At 66.2% G+C, this 22,820-nt stretch carries 20 protein-coding genes and 2 pseudogenes; 11 read left to right on the top strand and 11 right to left on the bottom strand.

Going from position 1 to position 22,820, the window contains the following annotated elements:
* The first annotated feature begins 23 nt into the window (after positions 1-23).
* The 3 genes from LOZ83_RS32695 (at position 24) to LOZ83_RS32685 (ending at position 2,806) form a co-directional block, all read left to right on the top strand.
* Positions 24-767: a GntR family transcriptional regulator gene (locus tag LOZ83_RS32695; protein ID WP_236795618.1), complete on the top strand. Its 744-nt coding sequence runs from the start codon at positions 24-26 to the stop codon at positions 765-767.
* A gap of 78 nt (positions 768-845) precedes the next feature.
* Positions 846-1,829, top strand: coding sequence for an ADP-ribosylglycohydrolase family protein (locus LOZ83_RS32690; RefSeq protein WP_236795617.1), 984 nt, complete (start codon positions 846-848; stop codon positions 1,827-1,829).
* 68 nt (positions 1,830-1,897) lie between these two features.
* Positions 1,898-2,806 carry a carbohydrate kinase family protein gene (locus LOZ83_RS32685; RefSeq protein WP_236795616.1) on the top strand — a complete coding sequence of 303 codons (909 nt, stop codon included), beginning with the start codon at positions 1,898-1,900 and terminating at the stop codon, positions 2,804-2,806.
* On the opposite strand, the gene LOZ83_RS32680 is transcribed toward LOZ83_RS32685, so the two are convergent.
* From LOZ83_RS32680 to LOZ83_RS32635, 9 genes and pseudogenes are all read right to left on the bottom strand, one after another.
* A complete protein-coding gene (locus tag LOZ83_RS32680) occupies positions 2,750-3,721 on the bottom strand; it encodes a LacI family DNA-binding transcriptional regulator (RefSeq protein ID WP_308190354.1) in 972 nt (323 codons plus the stop codon). The genes LOZ83_RS32685 and LOZ83_RS32680 overlap by 57 nt on opposite strands.
* Before the next feature lie 535 nt (positions 3,722-4,256).
* Positions 4,257-4,667 carry a VOC family protein gene (locus tag LOZ83_RS32670; RefSeq protein WP_236795614.1) on the bottom strand — a complete coding sequence of 137 codons (411 nt, stop codon included), beginning with the start codon at positions 4,665-4,667 and terminating at the stop codon, positions 4,257-4,259.
* 18 nt (positions 4,668-4,685) lie between these two features.
* Positions 4,686-5,997: pseudogene (locus tag LOZ83_RS32665) on the bottom strand (ISL3 family transposase).
* A gap of 147 nt (positions 5,998-6,144) precedes the next feature.
* Positions 6,145-7,185, bottom strand: a complete 1,041-nt coding sequence (locus LOZ83_RS32660; RefSeq protein WP_236795613.1) for a phosphotriesterase — start codon at positions 7,183-7,185, stop codon at positions 6,145-6,147.
* A 36-nt stretch (positions 7,186-7,221) separates the two neighbouring features.
* Positions 7,222-8,097: a ribokinase gene (locus tag LOZ83_RS32655; RefSeq protein WP_236795612.1), complete on the bottom strand. Its 876-nt coding sequence runs from the start codon at positions 8,095-8,097 to the stop codon at positions 7,222-7,224.
* The gene (locus LOZ83_RS32650; RefSeq protein ID WP_236795611.1) at positions 8,094-9,047 is read right to left on the bottom strand and encodes an ABC transporter permease; all 954 of its coding nucleotides are present in this window, start codon (positions 9,045-9,047) and stop codon (positions 8,094-8,096) included. The genes LOZ83_RS32655 and LOZ83_RS32650 overlap by 4 nt, the downstream gene beginning before the upstream one ends.
* The gene (locus tag LOZ83_RS32645) at positions 9,044-11,833 is read right to left on the bottom strand and encodes an ATP-binding cassette domain-containing protein (RefSeq protein WP_236795610.1); all 2,790 of its coding nucleotides are present in this window, start codon (positions 11,831-11,833) and stop codon (positions 9,044-9,046) included. The genes LOZ83_RS32650 and LOZ83_RS32645 overlap by 4 nt, the downstream gene beginning before the upstream one ends.
* 58 nt (positions 11,834-11,891) lie before the next feature.
* Positions 11,892-12,920 (bottom strand): BMP family protein, encoded by a 1,029-nt coding sequence (locus tag LOZ83_RS32640; RefSeq protein ID WP_236795609.1) that lies wholly within the window; start codon positions 12,918-12,920, stop codon positions 11,892-11,894.
* Between the two features lie 57 nt (positions 12,921-12,977).
* Positions 12,978-13,724, bottom strand: a complete 747-nt coding sequence (locus tag LOZ83_RS32635) for a glutamine amidotransferase (RefSeq protein ID WP_236795608.1) — start codon at positions 13,722-13,724, stop codon at positions 12,978-12,980.
* Between the two features lie 358 nt (positions 13,725-14,082).
* On the opposite strand from LOZ83_RS32635, the gene LOZ83_RS32630 reads away from it, so the two are divergent.
* Both LOZ83_RS32630 and LOZ83_RS32625 read left to right on the top strand, forming a co-directional pair.
* Positions 14,083-14,526 (top strand): nucleoside deaminase, encoded by a 444-nt coding sequence (locus LOZ83_RS32630; protein ID WP_236795607.1) that lies wholly within the window; start codon positions 14,083-14,085, stop codon positions 14,524-14,526.
* A 51-nt stretch (positions 14,527-14,577) separates the two neighbouring features.
* Positions 14,578-15,306, top strand: coding sequence for a polysaccharide pyruvyl transferase family protein (locus LOZ83_RS32625; protein WP_236795606.1), 729 nt, complete (start codon positions 14,578-14,580; stop codon positions 15,304-15,306).
* Here LOZ83_RS32625 and LOZ83_RS32620 read toward each other — a convergent pair.
* Positions 15,288-15,629: a hypothetical protein gene (locus LOZ83_RS32620; RefSeq protein ID WP_236795605.1), complete on the bottom strand. Its 342-nt coding sequence runs from the start codon at positions 15,627-15,629 to the stop codon at positions 15,288-15,290. The genes LOZ83_RS32625 and LOZ83_RS32620 overlap by 19 nt on opposite strands.
* A gap of 491 nt (positions 15,630-16,120) precedes the next feature.
* Between LOZ83_RS32620 and LOZ83_RS40920 the strand changes: the two are divergent.
* Both LOZ83_RS40920 and LOZ83_RS40310 read left to right on the top strand, forming a co-directional pair.
* Positions 16,121-16,420: pseudogene (locus LOZ83_RS40920) on the top strand (aldehyde dehydrogenase family protein); the annotation flags it as partial.
* A gap of 19 nt (positions 16,421-16,439) precedes the next feature.
* The gene (locus tag LOZ83_RS40310; RefSeq protein ID WP_308190358.1) at positions 16,440-16,622 is read left to right on the top strand and encodes an aldehyde dehydrogenase family protein; all 183 of its coding nucleotides are present in this window, start codon (positions 16,440-16,442) and stop codon (positions 16,620-16,622) included.
* A gap of 51 nt (positions 16,623-16,673) precedes the next feature.
* On the opposite strand, the gene LOZ83_RS32610 is transcribed toward LOZ83_RS40310, so the two are convergent.
* Entirely contained in the window at positions 16,674-17,573 is a 900-nt protein-coding gene (locus LOZ83_RS32610; RefSeq protein WP_236795604.1) for a LysR family transcriptional regulator, read from the bottom strand.
* Positions 17,574-17,734: 161 nt separating this feature from the next.
* Between LOZ83_RS32610 and LOZ83_RS32605 the strand changes: the two genes are divergently transcribed.
* The 4 genes from LOZ83_RS32605 to LOZ83_RS32590 all read left to right on the top strand — a co-directional run bounded on the left by LOZ83_RS32605 (position 17,735) and on the right by LOZ83_RS32590 (position 22,739).
* Positions 17,735-18,613, top strand: coding sequence for an NAD-dependent epimerase/dehydratase family protein (locus LOZ83_RS32605; RefSeq protein WP_236795603.1), 879 nt, complete (start codon positions 17,735-17,737; stop codon positions 18,611-18,613).
* A gap of 81 nt (positions 18,614-18,694) precedes the next feature.
* Positions 18,695-19,735, top strand: a complete 1,041-nt coding sequence (locus LOZ83_RS32600) for a DMT family transporter (protein WP_236795602.1) — start codon at positions 18,695-18,697, stop codon at positions 19,733-19,735.
* Positions 19,736-19,811: 76 nt separating this feature from the next.
* A complete protein-coding gene (locus LOZ83_RS32595) occupies positions 19,812-21,182 on the top strand; it encodes an amidohydrolase family protein (RefSeq protein ID WP_236795601.1) in 1,371 nt (456 codons plus the stop codon).
* A gap of 285 nt (positions 21,183-21,467) precedes the next feature.
* Entirely contained in the window at positions 21,468-22,739 is a 1,272-nt protein-coding gene (locus LOZ83_RS32590; RefSeq protein WP_236795600.1) for a sodium:proton antiporter, read from the top strand.
* The last annotated feature ends 81 nt before the right edge of the window (positions 22,740-22,820 follow it).

The following is a 22,820-nucleotide window of genomic DNA, read 5'->3' as shown; positions in this document are numbered from 1 at the left end:
TCCTCGTGGCTACCGTAGATCGAATGTCGGCGCTTCAAGGAAGGTCCACCGACTCCTTGCAGGACATGGTCCGTTGGCACCTTCTGGACGGAATCGAATCCGGCGAGTACGCCGTCAACAAGAAGCTGCCAACCGAGAGAGAACTGGCGACCAGCCTCGGCGTGAGTCTCGCCCCGGTGCGTGGCGCTCTGGACCAGCTCGCCCAGTCGGGAATTGTCGAGCGCAAGCAAGGACGCGGGACGCTGGTCCGGCCGCGAAGCGAGCAGCGTCCGCTCGCGGCGTGGGGTGGCATCACCAACGGTCTGCGTGAGCACGGGGTGCTGTTCGAAACGGACGTGCTGATCCAAACGCACGCCGTCCCACCCGCGGACGTGGCGCGTGAGCTTCAATCATCCCCAGGCGACGCCGCGTTCCATCTGCTCCGCCGGTTCATCGTCGACGGCCGGCCCGTGGCTAGCCTCGACTCGTGGACACGGGGGATTCCCGTCGACGCATTCGCCGATCCGGAGCAGTTCGCCCACGGCGAGTCGTTGTACGAAGAACTTCGGAAGCTACGTATCAATCCGGTGCCTTCGACGGTGTCGGTCCAGGTCGCCTTCTGCTCGGAACGTGACACGGCGATCATGGAGGTTTCCTTTGGCGCGGCGATGCTTCAGGTCACATCGCTGGCCACGGACGGCGATCGTGGCCCGGTCGAATGGTCGCAAGCCCAGTACGCGCCGGACTTGTTCTCCTTGAACATGTCGCGGGACGTTCCCCACCCTTGAGCCGAAACAACGCCCCGGAAAGGCCGCCCTATGACGAGTTCAGGCACACAAACCCTTCGCGACCGGATCCATGGCGGAATGTATGGAGTGGTCGTTGGAGACGCCCTCGGATCACTCACCGAAACGCTCAGCCAGAAGGAGATTTTCGAACTGTACGGTTGGCTGGACGATTTCGTCGATTTCCGGTTCAAGCCTTATGGGCAGACTCGGCGGACTGGCGCGTGGACCGACGATTCGTCACTGATCGTCTATATGTCTCGCGCGATTATCGCGAACCGTGGGGCGACCGTGGCCGGATTCGTGCAAGCGTTCCTGGACTGGTCGGACGACCCCAGCGTCGTCCAGTATTCCGGGCCGACGACCCGGCGGGCGTTGAGCCGGCTGAGGGCGGGCGAGGATCCGGGAACCGTCGGGCGGGGAAGCGTCGAATCGTTCACCGGTACCAGCAACGGTGGAGCGATGAAGGCGGCGCCCGCCGGGTGGCTGAACCCGGGTGATGTCGATGCCGCTGCCCGCACCGCCGCGATGATCTGTCTCCCCAGTCACAATACGAACGTCGCTATTGCCGGCGCGGCTGCGATCGCCGCGGGTTGTGCGGTCGCGTCCGCCGGCTGCACCGTCGACGAGATCGTCGCCGCCGCGATCGAAGGCGCGACAATCGGCGAAGGACTCGGTCTCGAGCAGGGTCGCGAAGTCGCCGGACCTTCAGTCGCACGCCGCATTGCGTCCGCGACGGAGGTTGCCACGAACGCGTCCACGTTCAAGGACGCGGTTCGGGACATCGGCGAGGTCGTGGGATCCGGCCTGGCAACCGCTGAGTCGGTTCCGGCAGCGATCGCGCTGGTCGTTGCGGCGCGCGGCGACGTGAACCTCACCGCGGTCGGCGCGGCGAACGTAGGCGACGACACCGACACGGTCGGCACCATGGCCGCCGCTATCAGCGGAACCTTCAGCGGGCGGGCCGCCGCGAACGAGGAATGGTACCGCCTCGTGTCCACCGTCAACGACATCGACCTCGCGACCCTCTCCGCAGAGTTCGCCGCGGTGGTCGAGGGCCGGTAAACCCGGTCAACCTGAGGAAATGGAAGGAAAAGTGCGTGCCGTCTTCTCTCAGGACCACCGCACTCGTCGTGCTGGACCGGTCGAGTACGGACATCTACCTCGAGGTGAACCACCTGCCCGCCGGCGGGGACAAAGCCTTGCTCCCCCACACTTCCATCCACCCCGGCGGTGTGAACGGCAACTTCGCCGCCAACCTGGCCTCCTTCGGAACTTCGGTCACCGCCGTTGGGTCGGCGACTTCGGACCCGCTCGCCCAGCACGACCTCGACGACCTCTCGAGCCGAGGCGTCGAACTGCGTTTGGACGGGACTACAGCCGGTCCGGGGAACACTTGTTACGTTCTGGTGCCCTCGGATGGCGATCGCGCGATCCTGATCGACGTGGCACCCGACCGTGCCCGCATCATCGCCGGCCTGCGCAACGCGCTGGATTCGCTCGGTTCACCATCGTTCGATCTCGGGTATGTGGGTGTGTGGGGAGAACACCTGCTCGACAACATGTCGTCGATTCGCGAGCGCGTCTCAACGCTCGCCACAACATTGGAGATCTCGACGCTCCGCAACGGGATCGAGGATGTCCCGTTCGATTGGTTCGACATCGTGTTCTGTGCCGACGAGACCTTCGATCCATTTGCGGAGGCGCTCGAGTCCGCTGCTATTGTGCACAACTTCGAACTTGTCGTGACCCGGGGCGCGGCCGGTAGTCAACTCCGCGCTCGCAGCGGCTGGACCACAGCCCCGGCGGCCGCGTCACCCTTGCCGGTGGTGGACACCACCGGCGCAGGCGACTGCTTTGCCGCAGCCTATTGTGGCGCGATCCTCCGAGGGGAGGCCGGGCTGGGGGCCTTGACGACAGCGAACCTCGCCGCCCGGCAAACGGTCGCCCATCTGGGTGCGCGACCAAGCCTCCTCAGTCAGCAACTACGGCAGATGGACGCTGGTCGTGCTCGATCGCACGATCAACTCGACGTCCAGTAACTGGTGGGTGAAAGACGTCCCCTTCTGCCCCAGCACCCGGTCGAGCAGTGCAGTTGCTGCTCTCCGGCCGAGGTCAACGGGCGACTGCCGAATGGTCGTCAGTGGTGGACTGACGCGCCGCGCGAAATCGACATCGTCGAATCCGACGATGGATACGTCAGCCGGCACAACCTTGCCTGAGCGTTGCAGCTCTGCGGTGAGCCCGAATGCCATCAGATCGTTCGCGGCAAAAACGCCGGTCACCTCAGGCAGCGAAGTAATCAACTCAGCACCGAAAGCAATGCCCGCGGCCTCGGTGTAATCGCCTGTCCGGACGACGGCATCCGGGTAGACGTCCGTGAATCCGGAGGCCCTCAACTCGCTCGAGCGCAGCCCGGTTGGACCGGTGATCACGGCAACACGGCGATGGCCGAGTTCCCTGAAGTGAAGTGCCGCAAGCCTCCCGCCCTCCCAGTGATCACTGGTCACGACGGGACAGTCGATGCCCACGATCTCCTCGTCGACGGCGACGACGGGGAACTGAGCGGCGACCGTGGCGAGCATGTCGTCCCACGGCGCCATACCCGCGTTATAGACGAGGCCGTCAATGGTTCCGTTGCGGAGCATGTTGAAGTATCGCTTTTCCCGCCGAGGATCCGAGCGCGACGTGAAGAGGGAAACTCCGTATTCCCGGCCGTGAGCCAGGTCCTCCACGCCGGTCGCGATAGCCCCGAAGAACGGATTGGAAACGTCTGGGACGACAAGGCCGATCATGAACGACCGGCCTGACTGAAGTGTCCGCGCGGCGAAGTAGGGCACATACCCGAGCTCGGGAACCAGCGCACGGATACGTGCCGCAGTCTCCTCCGCGACCGGCCGCTTACCCGAAAGGGCATGAGACACCGTCGTGATGCTCACGCCTGCTCGTTTGGCCACGTCACGAATGGAAACCGGCTTGGCGGAAGCAGGGCGTTCCGAGGGGGGATCTACGTCGTCGACGGGAACTCCTTCGCATTCGTGCTACAGGCTGGTCGCCACTTTATCACGCAAAACGTTTTGCGGCTCATCCCAATCGAGGGTGTAGGTGGGGTCTGAAGCCGCCGGTCTAGCACGTCGTCGTGGGCCGCGCGCCAGCCCCGCAGCCGGGCCGCCGGCACCCCCGGGGAGGCTGAGCAGCTGGTGGTGGATCCGACGTACGTCGGCCGCGATCCGCTCGATCGGAGGGCCGGCTGGTCACCCCACCCTTCGCGGCCCTCGCGGCGAGTCGCCTCCGTCCGGGGGGGCGTGTGGCGGCTGGCCACCGACTGGGCCGACTACGCCGAGCAGATGGTGCGGGTGCTCGATGCCGAGCCGGGCCTTCGAGGGTGGCGTGGTCGATCGCTGGGCCGAGCGGCCGGTGACGAGGTTCGAGCGCAAGGGGACTGCCGCCGGCCGCGGCATCGCCGACCGGGCGCAGCGCGGATCGGGTAGGTCAGCCGCCCCCGGCGATGTTGACCAGCCACGAGGTCCCGAACCGGTCGACGCACATCCCGAACTCGTCGCCCCACGGCTGGGTGGCCAGCTCGACCGTCACGGTCCCTCCGTCCGACAGCGCCTGCCAGTAGCCGCGCAGTTCCTCGGTGTCGTCCCCGCCGAGGCTGACCGCGAGGTTGTTCCCAGGCCGCACCGTCTCGCCCGGCAGCATGTCGGCGGCCATCAGCGTGAGGCCAGACGCTGTTTCCAGCTGGCCGTGCATGACCTGGTTGCCCATGCCGTGGTCGTCGGTGCCGAAGTCGCCGAAGTGGTTGATCGTGAGATCGCCGCCGAACACGTCCTGGTAGAACGCCAGGGCGGCCGAGGCATCACCCGCGAAGCTGAGGTAGGGGTTCAGTCGAGTGGTCATGGACCGACGATAGAGGGCTCATCCCACTCGAGGGTGTAGTTGCGGCCTGAACCCGCCGGACTCGAGGAGTGATCTGGCGATGTAGTTCGTCAGGTTGCGGAACCCGAGGGCGGAGCCGCGGAGGTGCTCGAGCCGGCCGCTGATCGCCTCGGTCGGGCCGTTGGAGGTGCTGGGCCGGTCGAAGTAGGCCAGTACGTCGGCTCCTCGCTTCTTCAATGTGCGGCCCAGGGTGATGATCTCGGTGAGGGCCTTCGGCACGCCAGCGCTGACAGACCCGATGAGCTTGACCATCAACTCTCGTCCCTTCGCCCGGTCGGGCTCGCGGTAGGCGGCGATCATCCGCTGATAGATGCCCCAGGTGGCTTCGACCTCGACATGGTGGTCGTCGGCGAACAGCGCGGAGAGGCGGTCCTTCTGCTCGTCGGTGAGCAGGTCGGCGCCGGTGTGCAGCGTCCGACGCGACTTGTAGAGCGGGTCGTCCTTGCGTCCCCGGTGGCCGTGGATGGCCTGCTGAACCCGACGCCGGCACTGGTCCAGCGCGTCGCCGGCCAAGCGCACCACATGGAATGGATCCATCACCGCGACCGCCTCGGGAAGTTCCTCAGCCGCTGCGGTCTTGAAGCCGGTGAAGCCATCCATCGCGACCACCTCGACCGCGTCGCGCCAGGCCTCGGGGCGGTCGGCGAGCCAGGTCTTGAGCGCCTGCTTGGACCGTCCCTCGACCATGTCCAACAGGCGTGCGGGTCCGGTGCCGTCGCGGATCCCGGTGAGGTCGATGATCACCGTGACGTACTTGTCCCCGCGTCGGGTGTGCCTCCACACGTGTTCATCCACGCCGATCGTGGTGACGCCGTCGAAGCGGTGCTCGTCATCGATCAGGACTCGCTTGCCCTCGGCCAGGACGGCGTCGTTGGCAGTGTCCCAGGCCACGCCGAGCCCTTCGGCAATCCGGGCCACGGTCAGGTGCTGGACCACGAGACCCTCCAGAGCCCACCGCAGGCCACGACGCGACAGCTTGGCCCGAGGCTCGGCCGCCGTGCTGGTGTCTTGGCGCCATACGTGCCCGCCAGCCGGTGCACCGGTAGCGCGGCACGACCACCTCCAACGTGGTCGGCCGCCAGCCCAACGGCTCGTGCGCCAGCCGTCTGATCACGGTGTCCCGCGGCACGCCTTCGCAGCCGCAGCGACGGCACCACTGGTCCGGCTCGACCACCCGACACGCCAGCACAGCACGCTCGGGTTCGAGGCGCTGCCCAACGGCTTCGAGGCCGAGCTCGTCGAGTCGGCAGAACGTGGTCAGGTCAGGGCAAGCGAAGGTAGCGTCAGGCACGTCGAGGTCTTCCAGATCGGCAGTGTCAGAACTCCCATCCCCGGAAGACCTCGACCCCTATCCGGTCACCGACGCGCCCCTGAGCCAACGAACAGCCGCTACACCCTCATCTGGGAAGAGCCCGTTTTGCAAGCAGACGAGCGAGGTTCACAGCCACGCCCCGGCGAATACCGCGGCCGGATTGTCGGTGAGGATCCCGCGACAGGTATCAGCGGAAATACCTCGTTCGAGAAGTCGCGGAATGAACGCCTTGAGGACGTAGCCGTAGCCGTTGCCCCCATTGCGCGTCCACATGGTCTTCAGGCTGACGTCCTGAGAGAGCAGCAACTGTCCTGCGTAGCCGTCATCGATGAGCCCTGTCACGGCATCCACTGTGTCCTGCACCGACGGGGACTGGCCCTCCCCCGGGTAGTTGGCGTCCATGCCGATCATGTCGAACTCGAGCCATGCGCCCCTGCTCGCCAGGTCGCGCTGGTACACAAGGTCTTTGCCGGAGGGATCCATGTGACAGAGCACGACGGATCGGGGTGAAACGCCCATCCCGAGCACGACGTCCAGGACCTCATGACCGCGTCGCTGCCATCCGGGAAGATGGATCAGCAGCGGAACTCTAACTTCTCGTTGCGCGATAGCCGCCGCGGTCAGGGTCGTGCGTTGTGCGGTCGTGAATTCGGTACCCACCGCGATTTCGCCGATGATGCCGGGACGGACGGTGGAACCGTCCGGCAAAGTCACGCCGTCGTGGTGCTCCGCGACAAGACTCGCCGCCAGCGGCTCCGGGTCGTTGTCGCCCGTCGGTGTTGCTTGGGCGTTGCCGAGTGACCAGCCGCTGCCCATGATGATGTTGAGGCCGGTGCGCTGTGCGAGTCGCACGAGTGCCGCGGGGTTGCGGCTGGGTCCATTGGTGTTGTCGACGAGTGTGCGGCCGCCCGCCGCCGCATAGATCTCCATCTCGGCGGCTATGTCGTCCTCATTGGACAGATCGAGGTTGTCCATGCACGCGTAGGGGTCTTCACGCACGAGCCACGCGGTGGCGGCGCTCACCTTCGCCGAGGTCAGCTCGGGCGAGAAGGAACGTGCGCCCACATAGCCCCCGGCGGCCGGTGGGCGCATGGCGTGCTCGTGCATCAGCGTGATGCCGAGTTCGCCGACGTCGACCGGCCCCAGGACGGTATTGACCGCGTTCAAACTCCGTAACCTTTCTTGGGATTGTTTCAGTGGTCTTCAGGAACGACGAGTATTGGCCCCGTGATGCTCCACGGATTTTGCCCCCGCGATGACGGCTTCACCAGCCGCCTCTTCGAGCGAGGTACCACGGGAAAGTGCGGCAACCAGAGCGCCGACGAACGCATCGCCGGCCCCTGTCGTGTCGAGCGGTGTCACCGTCGGTGCCGGTTGGCGCGCGACCACGCCTTTTCGTGCCGCCACTGCCCCGGCGCTGCCGAGTGTCACAACGACCGACTTCGCCAGCGCACCTATCGATCTTGACAGGTGGATTTCGAGGTTGGCGAGGTCGATGCCCACAGCCGCGGCTTCGAGTTCGTTGAGAATGAGCGGATCGCTTTGCTGAAGTATCGACGGTGGCACATCGATGACCGGCGCGAGGTTCAGGACGAAACGGCAGTGTTTCTGTTCTGCCAGTTCGGCAGCCCGGACTACGGTGAGCGGGTCCAGTTCGCCCTGTGTCAGAAGCAGCCCCGCGGGCTCGATCAAGTCTTCCAGGAGGTCGAGGTCGTCCGGGCGGAGCGCGGTATTGGCGCCCGGAGAGACGACGATCTGGTTCTGGCCGCGGTTGTCGACGCTGATAAAGGCCCGTCCTGTCGGCAATGCCTCGCTGGTCAGAATGCCGTCGACAGTGATCCCCTCCTCGCGGAGCCTTGCGATTGCCTCGTTCCCCGCCGCGTCCGCACCTACGCGAGCGATCATCGTGACGTTCCCGCCGGCTCGCGCGGCCGCGACGGCTTGGTTGGCGCCCTTGCCGCCGAGGTTCTGCAGAACCTGTGAGGCGAGGACCGTCTCGCCCGCCCGGGGCAGCTGATTTACGGTGCTGCTGACGTCGATGTTGATGCTGCCGACAACGGTTATGGCTGTTTCCGTCATAGTGCTCCGCTCTCCGCCTGTCGAAGGCCCTTCTGGGTTCGTGCCCTCATCGCGGAGCGCACCCGGATCGCCGCGATGACCAGAGCGACAATGGTGATGACATACGGTGTCAGCAGTGCCAACGAGGAATTCACACCCGCGAGGGCCAGGCGGTCGGCCAGCGCATCGGTGGCTCCGAAGACGAGGCAGGCGATCAGGGTCGGCACGGGTCGTCCCATCGCGAAGATGATCGCCGCGACGGCGATCCAGCCGCGGCCGGACGTCATGCCCGCGGTGAACGAACCGACCGACGCCATCGCCAGCTGGGCCCCCGCGAGCCCGCAGAGGGCACCCGAGCCGAGGATGGCGACGAACTTGACCCGGAAGACGCGGATACCGGCCGCGACCGCTGCCGGCTGGTCCTCGCCGACCGCCCGCAGGTGCACTCCATAACGGGTGCGATACAGGATGAACCAATAGACGGGCACGACGAGCAGCGCCACCCAGACCAGCACGGTCTGGCCGGTCAGGAGTGGTCCGACGACAGGGATGTCGCCGAACGCGCCGAGGCCGATCGTCGGCAGGATCGACTTCACATTGCCGGGCGTCACACCCGCGTTGCCATACAGCACGGTGAGCAGGAGGACCGTGATGCCGACGGCGAGCAGATTGATTCCAATGCCGACGACGATGTGGTCCGCTTTGAACACCAGCGACGCCACCGCGTAGATCAGTGCCAGGACAAGGGCCCCACCGAGTGCCGCGAGCACGCCCACGAATGGGTTGGTGACGGCGCCGACGGCGATCCCGGCGAACGCCCCGACCAGCATCATGCCTTCCAGGCCGATGTTGAGGATGTTGCCGACCTGCGTGAAGCCGCCTCCTATCGCGGCGAGCAGGATGGGGGCGGTCTTGGTGAGGATCACCCCGAGGGTGCCGGCGGTCAGTACCTGGGCGAGGATGTCGTTCATTCTGCCCCTGCCTTACTGAACTGGGCCGGTTCGGGAACGGCAGCCACAACGGTCTTCTTCCGCTTTCGACGATTGATGACGAAGGTGGCCGTAATGGCGATCACGATGAGTCCCTGCAGGACGCTGATCATGGGATACGGCACGCCCACGGCCTGGATTCCGGTGCCTCCCGCCATCATGGTGGCGTAGAAGAGCGCGGCGACCAGTGAGGCCCACGGGTTCAGTCGTGCCAGCAGCGCCACGGTGATCGCGAGGAATCCGAAGCCCGGCGAGAACTGCTGCAGGAACCGGCCGCCGTCCGCGCCGATCACGAACAAGGCTCCGGCAAAACCGGCTACGGCACCGCTCAGGGACATCACCTGGACGGTCATGCCCTTGGCCGAGGTTCCGATGTACTCGGCGAAGCGGTTGAGCTCACCCAGCTCTTTGACCCGTAGGCCCCATTTCGTCCGGTAGAGGATGAATCCCAATGCGATCGCGATCGCCACCGCGATGACAAGGTCGGGGCCAAGCCCATATGCCGGGTTGAACATCGGCAGCACCGCGGACTGGTCAATCGTGGGCGAGCCGGCCACGGCGGAGCGGACATCCCGGAAGGGGCCGGTGACCAGGAAGTTCGTGATCAGCAGCGCCACCTGTGACATCAGCAGCGTCAGCACGACCATGTCCACGCGCAGGTAGGCGGTCAGGGCGCCCGGGATGAGTCCCCACAATCCACCGGCGATGGCTCCGAACAGAAGCACGACCGGGATGTGGATCGCCGGGGGCAGCCCGTGGAACGTGAACCCGGCGTAGGCGCCGAAGAACGCGCCCATGTAGAGCTGTCCCTCACCACCGATGTTGAAGAACCCCGCCCGGAAGGAGATGATCGTGCCCGCTGCCATGATCGTCAGCGGGATGAACATGGCGATGATGCTGCCGATGCCGAACGGCGTCCGCCATGCGGAGGCGAACAGTTCCACGTAGGCGGTGACCGGGTTCGCGCCGATCACCAGGATGATCACCGCGCCGATCACGAGTGCGACGAGAACCGCGACCACAGGCTGCACCGCGCTACCGAATGTCTTGGATGCGAAGTCCGCAAAGGTCGCCCGCCATCCTCGCCCGTCCGGCTCCGCGATCTCCGCATTGCGCCGCGGAATCCGCACCGATGTGGTGTTCAGCTCCTCGACGCGATGGATGTCGCCGGAGTCGCCGGCCGAGCGCGTGCCGCTGGCCTCGAGTGCGGCGGCGACACGCTCGTGCTCAGCCTCTGCTTCGGCAAGGGCCTCTACGGTCGGCGTCACACCGGACATCGCGAGTCCGACCGCGATCTCGGTCATGTTCGCCTGCGTGAACTCGGCGACGATCTTGCCCCGATAGATCACGAGGAGCCGGTCGGAAAGGCTCATCACTTCGTTCAGGTCCGCGGAGAAGAGGAGGACGCCCGCGCCTTGATCGCGGATGTCCACGAGCGAGTTGTGGACGAACTCCATCGCGCCCACATCGACACCTCGGGTGGGCTGGGACACCATCAGCAGGTTCGGGTCGGTTTCGAACTCGCGCGCGATGATGACCTTCTGCATGTTTCCGCCGGACAGCGAGGAGATGACCGTCTCGGATGTGGCGCCGCGTACGTCGAACTTCGCGATGAGATCTTGGGCGTAACGACGGATGGCCGCGAGGGAGAGCCAGCCCCGTTTGGCGATCGGCGGGACCAGATGGCCTGCGGCGATATTCTCCGCGATGCTGAGTGAGGGCGCGGCGCCTACTTCATACCGGTCCTCCGGAATGTAGGCGAGTCCGCGTTCACGCCGATCAGCGACAGACGCTCTGGTCACGACCTCTCCGGCAAGAGTCACCGTGCCGCGCGGCGGCAGATACATGCCCGCGATCGCGGCCGCAAGCTCGGACTGACCATTTCCTTCGACGCCCGCGATGCCGACGATTTCACCGCGACGCACCGAGAGGCTCAAATCGTTGACGGCGATTGCTCCGCGCTGATCGACAGCGGAGAGTCCCTCCACCCGGAGCACTTCCTCCGCGGGATGGGAGGGCGTGTGCTTGATCCGGAGGAGCACATCGCGCCCGACCATCATGGCGGCGATGCCGGTCTGGGTCAGCCCCTCCGCCGGACGGCTGTCGACGACCTTGCCGTCGCGGACGACGGTGATCTCGTCGGCGATCGCCAGGACCTCGCCGAGCTTGTGCGAGATGAAGACGACTGAACAGCCCTGCGTGGCCAGTCTCCGGACCACGACGAAGAGTTCGTCGGTTTCCGATGGCGTGAGCACCGCTGTCGGCTCATCCAGAATCAGCAGGCGCGTATCGTGCGAAAGCGCTTTGACGATCTCGACTCTTTGCCGTTCGCCCACCGACAGGTCCTGGACCTTGTCACGCGGATCGACGTGGAGACCCAGATCGGTGGAGAGCGCTTCGACGCGCTTCTCCATCTCGCGGCGATTGAGCGCGCCGAACCGGGTAATCGTCTCGTTGCCAAGGAAGATGTTGGACGCGACGGTCAGGGATGGCACCAGTTTGAAATGCTGGTGGACCATGCCGATTCCCAGGGAGTCGGCCTTCTTCGGGTCGGCGACAACCACAGGGGCACCATCGAGCAGGATTTCGCCGGAGTCGGGCTGAAGGTTTCCGGAGATCATATTCATCAACGTGGACTTGCCGGCGCCGTTCTCACCGACGATCGCGTGGACGGTCCCCTGCTTGATTGTCAGGGAGATGTCGTCGTTGGCGACTTTGGATCCGAACATCTTCGTGATATTCCGGAGCTCGAGGATGGGGCGATCCATTACTTCTTCCTTAGAACTGGCCGGGACGGTGGCGCGGGCCCGCACCACCGTGCACCGATCAACCCAGAGCGGTCGGGACCTGGATTTTGCCGCTGACGACCTGCTGCTTGTAGTCGTCGATCTTGGCGATCACCGAGTCCGGAACGATTTTTCCGTTGTTGTCGAACGTGAGGCCGACGCCGTCATTGGCGAGCCCGAACTCGGTGGTCTTCCCGAAGGCGAGCGTGCCCTTTTCGTTTGCCTGAGCTGCCTGCTCGATCGACTGGCCGACCTGCTTCAGCACCGACGCGAGCACGTGGCCCGGCTGCAGCGCGTTCTGGTTGCTGTCGACCCCGATCGCGTACTTGTTCGCGTCCTTGGCCGCCTGGAGCACTCCGACCCCGGCGCCGCTGGCGACGTTGTAGACGACGTCGGCGTTCTGGCCGTACATCCCCTTGGCCTGGTCGTAGGCCTTGGCGGAGTCGGTCCAGGATCCGACAAAACTGGTGAGAACCTTGACACTCGGATCGACCGCGTTCGCGCCGGCCTTGAAACCGACCACGAAGTCCTCGATCACGGGGATGTCCATGGCTCCGACCAGACCGATCGTCTTGCTTCCGGACGACAACGGGAAGTCCGTCTTGTCGCTCGTGGCAAGGGCGGCGAGAACGCCCGCGAGGTAGGCGCCCTCATTCTGCTTGTACGTAATGGAGGCGACGTTCGGAGCGTTGACCTCGCCGTCGTAGAAGATGTAGTGCTGGTTGGGGAACTTCCGCGCCTCCGTGGTGAGGGGGTCAACCGCGACCGAGCTGCCGATCACGACGAGTCCCCACTGGCCGGTCGACACCGAATCCAGGTTCGCCTTCCACTGCGCGAGGTTGTTCGTGTCCGCTTGCAGGGTGGTTGTCTTGTAGCCACTGGACTCCAGCGCCTTGATACCGCTCTGCGCGCTGTCGAAGAAGCTCTGATCCCCGAGAGCGCCGGGGACGACGTTCGCGATCGTCTTGTTCGGAGCGCTGGTGCCACTGCTCGTACCGCCGCCGCAGGCGCTCATGCCAAGGGCAAGGACGGCTGCCGCCGCGATGAGGCTAACTCGTTTGATCTTCATGACTTTCCTTTGCTGGTTGGCATCGTGCGGTGTTGCGGTTCTGGCGTTGCCACTCCGTCAGCTCGTCAGCTCGCCGGAGAGCCATCGGATCGTGCGATCGAAAAGCGGCTCGTAGCCAGCCCACTCGAGGAAGTCCGGCGTCGCCCAATGCGGCGCGAGATCGGATGTGAACGCGGCGGTTCGTCCTTGGCCGGAGGTGCCGACCACGAGAAGGGGATACTCGCCCGCCACGGCCAAAGTCTCAGCGGACTCACGAGCCTCCACCTCATTGAGTCCCAGAAGCGGCGGCCATTTCTCGTCCAGAGCCGAGACGATCGGGTGCGCGGCAGCGACCGTCGGTACGAGCCCGGCCGGGACCTCGACACGATCGTCGCGAGTGCGCACAGTGACCGGGAGAGCACTGGCCAGCGAGGTCTCGCCCCAGCGAGCACGGCCGTCGATACCGGCGAAGGTCATGTACCCGCCGACCATCAGCAGGCCACCACCACCGTCCACGAATTCCGAAAGGATCGAGATCCGGTCCGGCTCGGGAATGGACCGAACGAATGTCGCGCGCGACAACAGGAAGCTGTTCGCCCCGACGTCCGAGATGACGACGACATCAGCAATTCCGTTGAGAGCCTCGACAGACCTCGGAAAGTCCGACTCGATGCGGTGCGCCGGCATGTGGCTGACGTCGTGGCCCGACCGCCGCAAAGCTGCGAGAAACTCCTGCCCACCCTCTTCGTATTCCGAGGTCGTGAAGGAGTCAAAGCCCTTCTGGTGCACCGAGTGAATGAACCACGATTCACCGATGAGGAGCACTCGAGCCACTGGTCTTCCTTTCTCAGGTGTTGTGTGGGAAGACCGTAAGAGAACAAAACGTTTTGCATAAGGGTGACAGCGAACTTGTGACTGACACCCAGGTAAACGAGACCGATCGTTCGCTCTAACCCAAGGAGGTGAGGTGAAACAGATTCAGGTCACGTTGGGTCAGACCCGCTTGTACTGAAACATGGCAGTAATCGCGCTGACACGAAGCGGACACTGCCAGGAAGGTAGGTTCAGCGAAAGATCATAATCTTCTTGTTCCCAACCTTTCACGCACGCCGGCAGATAAGGAAGCTCAGATGCGGCAACGGGTTCGGCTCGTTTTCCGCACCTCCGTGGCGGAGGTGCCCGCTTGACTCCCTTCACCAGCGATCTCGACCTGCTCGAGCAGACCGTCGCCGTCGCGAAAGCCGCATTCGACCGCGGCGATGGCGCGTTCGGCGCTGCCGTCGTGCTCGATGGGAACGTCGTGAGCCTCGAGGCCGTTGCCATCGACAGCACGCTCGACCCGACGGCGCACGGGGAGGTCTGCGCAATCAGGGCGGCATGCCGGAATCTCGGAACCACCGACCTCACCGGAGGGGTTCTCTACACGTCGTGCGAGCCCTGCGTCATGTGCGCCTCCGCCGCCGTCTGGGCCGGTATACGGTCCGTCATATATGCGGCCCCAATCGAAGCGGTCACCCGCTACCCGGTCAGAGACCTCTTTCCGAGCGGAACCATCGATTGGTCACTTCTCCCGCTGAAGCGCACCTTCATGCCCCTCGATGACGCCATCGAGCTTCTCTCGCGTTGAATCGGCGTCCAGGCCAGGCCGGCCCTGAGGCCCAACTCCCCCGAGCCACGCTTGGCGGCCGGGATCGAGTTGCTCGCGCACCTCGACGTCGTCCACGTGCTCGGCGGTGGATACCTCGCCGGGCTGTGGCCGGCCGCGCCGGGCGCCGCACCGATCCTGCGCGCATTGGCGAGCCGGTTCGGCGTCGTCGACGTCCGCGACGAGAAATCCGCGGACCTCCTGTTCGGCGACGGCAGTCCCACCCAGGTCACCATGACCTGCGACGACGTCTTCCTCGGCATCGACGAGGTACCAATCGACCCGCGGCCAGCGCCGAAGTACGTGGTGTGCCTGCAATCCGACGCCAGCGAGTGCGGCAACCAGGAACTCGCGGCGCTCGCACTCTCCTGTCTGCGTTCCTGGGGAGCGCGCGGCGAGGAAATCGGGATCGTCGAAGGCATTCCCGGACTCGACCGCGTGATCTTCGCACTGTTCGAGCACGAGATACCCGGTGCGCGCTTCTACCCGTTCAGCGGGGTCTGGGCGGACGGCCTGCCCATCGCCACCGACCAGACCTGGATCTCCACGCGGTTTCATCCGCATCTCGTCGCCGCCGCCCACGGCGCCGGCGGACTCGCGATCAGCGTCCACGCCGACTACTACCACAGCAAACACGAATCATTGCTGAAACTCGGCTCCCCCTGGACATTCGCCGGCACGACGCCGTCCCTGGACGACCAAACCCGATCCGTGGCAACGCTTCTCCGCGGAACCTGGCGCACTCAGCCGACCGGCCGGTGACCGGCCAGTTCGGTGAACGCGGCGTCGTGCCCCAGCGAATAGGCCTGCCGCACGAACCCATCACCACGCCGGCGCGGTTGCGGGCCTCCAACTCGATCTGCGGGCGACTGGCAGCGACATACGTCGACACCGTACGCCCGGTACGGGCGCTTGCGCGCCTGAGCCAGATCCGCCCACAGCACCGCGGACCCCAGCGCCTGAAGACGCACCCCGTGCCGCTCAGTCAGCACCCGGACCGGAGCCCTTCCACCCCGGGCATCCCGCCGGATCAGCCCGAACGACTCCACTCCGGACACCGTCCCGGCTCCCACGCGGACAGCCACTCACCAGACTGTCCACACAGGACGCTCGACTCGATCATCGAATCGCGACCCACGAGCAGGAATCCGCGCAGCCGGCAACCGGGCCGCCCGGACCGGCATGGGTACAGACCAGTGCGTCTCCGACGTCCAAGGTGCTCGTCACTCTGCCGTCCCCAATCTTGCGAATGTAGCGATCACTATACCCGGAACGACAACACTAGGCCCCCACGGCACGATTTTCCCGAGGTAGTCGAGGTATTCCAGACCGGGTCGCATCCTCTTCTCGAGGAGGACGTCCGCCAGGTTTGGAATACTTTCGTCGACGGACAGGCGCGCGTCGGGGCCGCCGATGCCGGTACGGACCCAGGCGGGTGCTATGACGACGAAGTCCTGTCTAGTGCCGGACGGCCAATGGCGAAGCTGCAAATGAAGATGTTCAGTGCTCGTTTTGCTGCCGCGGCAGACCTCACGCAGGGCGGTCGTGTTGTTGGTGATGCTGCCTTGCCGAGAACATCACTCCGTTCCGTCTTCCAGGACTGCAAGAGGCCTGTCAAATTCTCGACATCCTGGTCCAGGACAAGCTCTACGACGACTTCGCGGCTACGTTCATCGACGCCACGAAGGCCTACCAGCCGGGCGATCCCGCCGACTTGGCAAGCGGGACGGGCGCGCTCGCCTCGGAAGCCCACGCGGACACCGTCGAACACGCGATCCAGCGCAGCGCGGAAGACGGCACTGTGCTTGCCAGGGGCGACAGGCTGACCATCGGTGACTCGCGCGCGTTCCTCACACCCACGGTGGTCGCGGACGTGCTCGCGGACCACTTCCTAGATCTTCGGTCCGGTTGCGGTTCTTTCGCGCTTCCGCACCGAGGAGGAGGCCGTCTCCATGGCCAACGCGACGCAGTGCGTACTGGCCGCGTCCGTCTGGACCTCAGATCTCGCGGGCTCACCACGCCGTTCGGCGGCTTCCGGCAGTCCGGTTTCGGCCGGACCTTTCCCGCCACGCCATTGACAACTATGTGGCTCTGAAGACCACGTGGATTCAGCACGGCTGAGGGCGGAGTCAGAACACCCGGTCGCGTCGGATGTGGTGCGGGATCAGGTCGAGGAAGGCGTGCAGCGCCCGTGTGGGCGGCCGGCTCGCCGACGCGACCACGCTGAGCGTCCAGGAGAGCTGGACGTCGCGCAGCGCTACGACCTTCACCGTGTCGCCGACCGGTTCGGCGAACTCCGGGGGCAGGAGAGCGACACCGAGGCCATGAGCAACGTAGTCCGCGATTGTGGTGATGTCGGAGACCTCGATCAGGACACGGCGGGAAAGTTCCGCGCTCGCGAAGGCTTCGTCCGCGACCTGCCGGTGCCCGAAACCCGCCGGCATGTCGACGAAGACCTCCTCCGCGATGTCCCGCAGCCCCACGGCCGTCCGGTCGGCCAGCGGGTGATCGGCCGGAACCAGCAACGCGATCTCGAACTTCTTGATGGGCCGTATCCTCAGGTGCTCATCCCGGATTTCGGTTCCCACAAAGGCCACGTCCACGTGGCTCTCCTTGATCCTCTCGATCAGGCCGGCGGTCCCCCGTTGGGACGTCTCCGTGCGTAGCCGCACCTCGGGGTGACACCGATGGAAGTCGCCCGCCAGCGCGGGAATGTCGATCGCGGTCAGTCCATTGAGGATGCCCACGGTGAGACGGCCGCGCAGTCCCGTGGACAACGGCTCCACCGCGGCACGGGCCCGATCGAGCGCCTCAATGGCGGTGCGCGCCTCGGCCAGGAATACCGAACCGGCTTCGGTAAGCCTCACCGACCGGGTGGAACGAACGAGCAGCTCCACTCTCAGATCGTTCTCCAGCGCCTTGATACCTGCCGAGAGCGTCGACTGTGTGACGTGCAGCCGCTGGGCCGCCCGCGTGAAGTTCAGCTCCTCGGCGACAGTGACGAAGTACTCCAGTCTCCGCTGGTCCACCGCATCCCCTAGTGATCGAAAGCTTCGATTGCACATTCGGAAACATTCGTTGGACACGATAGCTGCGCCGGGTGAATGTTTGGTCGTGCGGGCCAGCGCCGGGATCTCCCTCCGGCAGACGGGCCCGGTTCACCGACCCAGCTCACGGAAGAGGAAGACCTATGCACGTACTGCTCACAGGTGGCACCGGCTACGTCGGAGGCTCGGTGCTCGACCGGCTCGTCTCCACGGGGCATCAGGTCACCGCCGTGGTCCGCTCCGCGGAGAAGGCCGACGTGGTCCTGGCCAAGGGTGCCAAGCCGGCGATCGCCGACCTGTCGGACGGTGCGGCCCTGCAGGAGCTCGCGGCCGCGACCGACGGCGTGATCCACGTCGCGTCGCCCGGCGACGAGACGAGCGCGACCGTCGACGAGACCGCGGTCACCAGCTTCCTCCGCGCGCTGCGGAACACGGACCGGCCGTTCGTGCACACCACCGGCGTCTGGGTGCACGGCAGCAGCTCGGCGATCACCGAGTCGACCGCCACGAACTCCCCTGACCTGACAGCCTGGCGGGTGCCGATCGCGAAGGTCGTGCGCGAGACGACGGGTGTCCGTACGTCGGTGGTCGCGCCGGCTCTGGTCTACGGCCACGGCGGCGGCCTGGTGAACGTCGTCGCAGCCGGTCCGCGGACCGGAGGCGGCGCCCCCGCCCTCACCATGGTCGGCCCTGGCGACCAGCACTGGACCACCGTGCACGTGGACGACCTGGCCGAGCTGTACGTGCTCGCGCTGGAGAAGGCCCCGGCCGGCTCGTACTTCCTCGGTGCCAGCGGTGTGAACCCGACCGTGCGGGAGATCAGCGAGGCGGTGAGCCGTTCCATCGGCCTGTCCGGGAGGGTCGAGCCCGAGCCCGTCGCCCAGACGCTCGACCGGCTCGGCCTGCTCGGCGAGGCACTCCTGCTCGACCAGCAGGCGTCCGGTGAAACCGCGCGGCGCGTGCTCGGCTGGTCTCCGCGGCGGCCGTCGATCCTCGACGACATCGCAAGCACGAAGTTCTGAGCAAAGAGGCGTTCCCGACACACCCCCGGTGGCTGGGACAGGCTCTCTGCCCCAGCCACCTCCTCTTTTGGAGGAACCACCATGAGCACTCCCACCGGACCGCCGAGGTCAGGCCGGCGTCATGCCGAACCCGATCCGCAACCGTCCGGGCAGTCCCGTCCTTCCACCTCACGTGGCGCTTTCCTGGCCGTGGTGGCGGCCATCGCCGCCGGCATTGTGGTGCCCGTACAAGCCAGGGTGAACGGGGAGCTCAGCCATCGCCTCGACGATGGCATCGCCGCGGCGGCGATCAGCTTCTCCGGCGGTCTGCTGCTGGTGACCATCATCGCGGTCTTCTCGCCCAAGCTGCGCCGCGCGCTGCGCACGCTCGGCAGTGCCGCCCGCGACGGCCGGCTCCCCCGCCGGTATCTGCTGGCCGGCGTGCTCGGCGGCACGTTCGCGCTGGCACAGTCGACCGCCGCGCTGGTCACCGGCATCGCCGTGTTCACCGTGGCCGCCATCGCGGGCCAGACCCTCGGTGGGCTGATCGTCGACGCACGGGGCATCGGGGGCGTCCGGAGGCAACGTCCGGGTGCGGCTCGGCTCGCGGGAGCGGCCGTCATCCTGGTGGCCGCTGTCGTGTCCGCCCTGCCCCGCTTCGCCGGCACCCCCGCGCCGGCCACCATCATCTTGCCGGCCCTCGCCGCCATCGCCGCGGGTTTCCTGCTCGGCGTGCAGCAGTCCCTGAACGGGGCGTCGACCGCGGCATCGGGCTCGCCGCTGGCCGCGACCTGGCTCAACTTCTGCGTCGGAGCGGTCTTCCTCATCGCCGCCTGGGGAGTGAAGACCCTCGTCCGCGGAACGCCGGGACACTTGCTGCCCACCAGCTGGTGGGTCTACCTCGGCGGCCTGTGCGGCGTGGTCTTCATCGGCGCCTCGGCGCTCCTGGTACGCCGAATCGGTGTCCTGCTGCTGAGCATGGCCTCGATCGCGGGGCAGCTGGCCAGTTCGATCGCGCTGGACTTCCTGTTTCCCACCGGCGGCCGGTCCCCCTCGACCCTCACCATCGTCGGCGCGTTGCTCACGTTCGCCGCCGTCTGGATCGCCGCCCGGCGCCCGCGTGGCACCAGCGGGCGAGGGTGATCCTGCCCAGCCGTTCCCTTCCCACCTCACCGAACAAAGCAACACAGTGCCGCTCACGGCGTGAAAGGAACCACAGATGTCCCGCAACCATCAGCAGAAAAAAGAGCGCATCCTGGTCAGGGGCGCGTACTTGATGACCCAGGACATCGAGCTCGGCAACTTCGTGGGTGACGTCCTCATCGCCGGCGGCAGGATCGTGGCGGTCGGCCAGGACCTGACCGACGACCGGGCCCGGATCGTCGACGGCACGGGGAACGCCGTACTGCCCGGCTTCATCGACACCCACCGGCACAACTGGCAGGGAGCGCTGCGCAACCTGGGTCCCGCCTGGACGTACCAGGAGTACCGCAGCCGGGTTCAGATCGGCCTCGGCCAGTACTTCGACCCGCAGGACGTGCACATCGGGAACTTGGCGGCGGACCTGATGTCGCTGGACTCCGGCGTGACGACGGTTCGCGACGAGTCCCACATCAGTAACAGCCCGGAGCACTCGGACGCGGCGATCGCGGCTCACTGGGAATCGGGCATCCGAGCCGTCTTCGACCATGGCTGGCCGTCGACAGAGGCCGAACAATGGCAGTTCGGTAGCGCACGTACGCACCCCGATGACATCCGTCGCATCCGGAACGAGGTGTTGGCCGACGACTCGGCGCGCGTCACGCTGAACGCGATGCTGCGGGGACCGGAGCTGTCCACCCCTGAGGTGTCCGAGCAGGACATCCGCCTTGCCCGGGAGCTGGGCCTGCGGATCAGCATGCACGTCGGGCTCGGTGATTGGGGCGCTGAACAGCAGGCCATCCGGCAACTGGACAAGACCGGGCTCCTGGCCTCGGACATGACGTTCATCCACTGCTGCACGTCGACCGACGAGGAACTGAAGATGCTGGCCGCACACGGAGCCACCGCTTCCGTGGCCGGCGCCCTGGAGGTCTTCATGCCGGGACTGGGTCAGCCCGCGACCAACCGGCTGCTCGCCGCCGGTGTCCGGCCGAGCCTCAGCGTCGACACCGAGACCATCGTGAGCGGTGACATGTTCGGCGTCATGCGGACAACGCTCGCCTACCAGCAACTGATCCTCGCCGGTGCCGCCGGGTCCATGGACCGCGTCCCCGACCTGCCGACCTTCGACGCCGCCGACCTGATCTCCTTCGCAACCATCGAGGGCGCGCGAGCCGCGGGGATCGACGACCGCACCGGCAGCCTGACCCCGGGCAAGGAGGCCGACCTGATCATGATCCGTCTCGACCACCACAACCTCCTGCCCGCCACCGACGTGGCGGCCACGATCGTCGCGGGCGGTCACGCCGGGAACGTCGACCTGGTCGTGGTGGCCGGCGACGTGCTCAAGGAGAACGGCGTGCTGAACGGAGGTGACACCGTCTTCGAGGAAGCCGCGGCCTCCCGGGACCGGATGTTCCACGCCGCTGGGCTGCCGCTTCCCGCTTGAACCCGCCAGGTGGGCCGGCCACGCGTGCGACGCGAGAGCCGGCCCGCCGACCGATGATGCCTGCGACGGTGCCCGCCTGGACCAGCAGTACTACCCATGTAAACCGATCGATAATGGCGTTCTGGACCACCAAGATCAACGCACATTCACTGCCCGCGTACTGCCGTCCGCACATACTCCCGCGTTGCCTGCCAGATCCGACGACCGCACGGCGCGACACGGCCGGATGAGCGGGAAACAATGACCATGTGAGATCCCTCGCACGAGTTCGCCGGAGGACGCCACATGATCGTCGCGCTCATCACCATCGCAGTGATCCTCGTCCTGTACGGCGTGGTCTCCAAACCGCTCGGCGCGCGAGGCATCACGTCGGCCATGGTCTTCACCGCGGCCGGGCTCGCCGCCGGGACGGCCGCGCTCGACCTCGTGAACATCCACCTCGAAAGCATCGCCGCCCAGCGGTTCTGCGAACTCACCCTGGTGTTCCTGCTGTTCAGCGACGCGACCCGCATCGACCTCGCGGGCCTGCGCCGGCATCTGGGCTGGCCCAGCCGGCTCCTGCTCATCGGACTGCCGCTGACCATCCTCGCCGGCCTCGGTGCCGGCCTGCTCATCCTTCCCGGCATCACGCTCGCCGGCGCCTTCGTGCTCGCCACAATGGTCTGCCCGACCGACGCCGCACTCGGGCAGCGTGTCGTCACCGACGAAGCGGTGCCCTCACGGGTCCGCCAGGCACTCGACGTCGAAAGCGGACTCAACGACGGCCTCGCCGTGCCCTTCTTCCTGGTCGCCGTCGACATCTCGCTGGCCCAGCTGTCGACCGGCGTCACCGCGGCCGTCGTACGCACCATGGCCGAACAAATCGGCTGGGGCCTCGCCGCCGGCATCGCCTCCGGCACACTGACCGGCCTGTTGTTCCGCGCGGCGGACCGTCGCGAATGGCTGGGCGGACAATGGCGGCAAATCCTGCCCATGCTCGCCGCACTGCTCGCCTACCTGACCGCCCTGCAACTCGACGGCAGCGGCTTCATCGCGGCGTTCACCGCGGGAATGACCTTCGGCTATTTCTCCCGGCGCCACGACCTGACGGTAACCAGACTCAACGAAGACGTCGGAGGACTCCTCGCCGGCGCGACCTGGGTCGGTTTCGGAGCACTCGCCGTCGGCATGCTGCTACCCCACGTAACCTGGCAGATCTTCCTCTACGCGGTACTCAGCCTGACCCTGCTCCGCATGATCCCCGTCGCGATCGCCCTCCTCGGGACCCGGACACAACTTCCCACCATCGCCTTCATCGGATGGTTCGGTCCACGCGGCCTGGCCTCGATCGTCTTCGCACTGATCGCCGTCGACGAAGGCATCCCCAACGGGCAGACGCTGTTCACCACCGTGATGCTGACCATCCTCCTCAGCGTCTTCCTCCACGGCCTGTCCTCGGTACCGCTCGTGGCCACCTACAGCCGCTGGTACAGCCAGCACACGACGAAACAACCCACCGCCTCCGAAGCGAAACCGACAACCATGTCCCGCCTGCGGCATCACCCGACACCGGACTAGATCAATCCGGCGCCTGCGCGGGGCAGCGCCAGCAGGCCGGGCCGGTCAACGCCGGCCTCCGAGCCTTGGCGCCGGGCACCA

The organism is Amycolatopsis sp. GM8, assembly GCF_021653975.1.
In the GTDB taxonomy this organism is placed as follows: Bacteria; Actinomycetota; Actinomycetes; order Mycobacteriales; family Pseudonocardiaceae; genus Amycolatopsis_E.
Note: the sequence above shows the minus strand (reverse complement) of the source record. Positions and strands in the feature narration are given on the sequence as shown.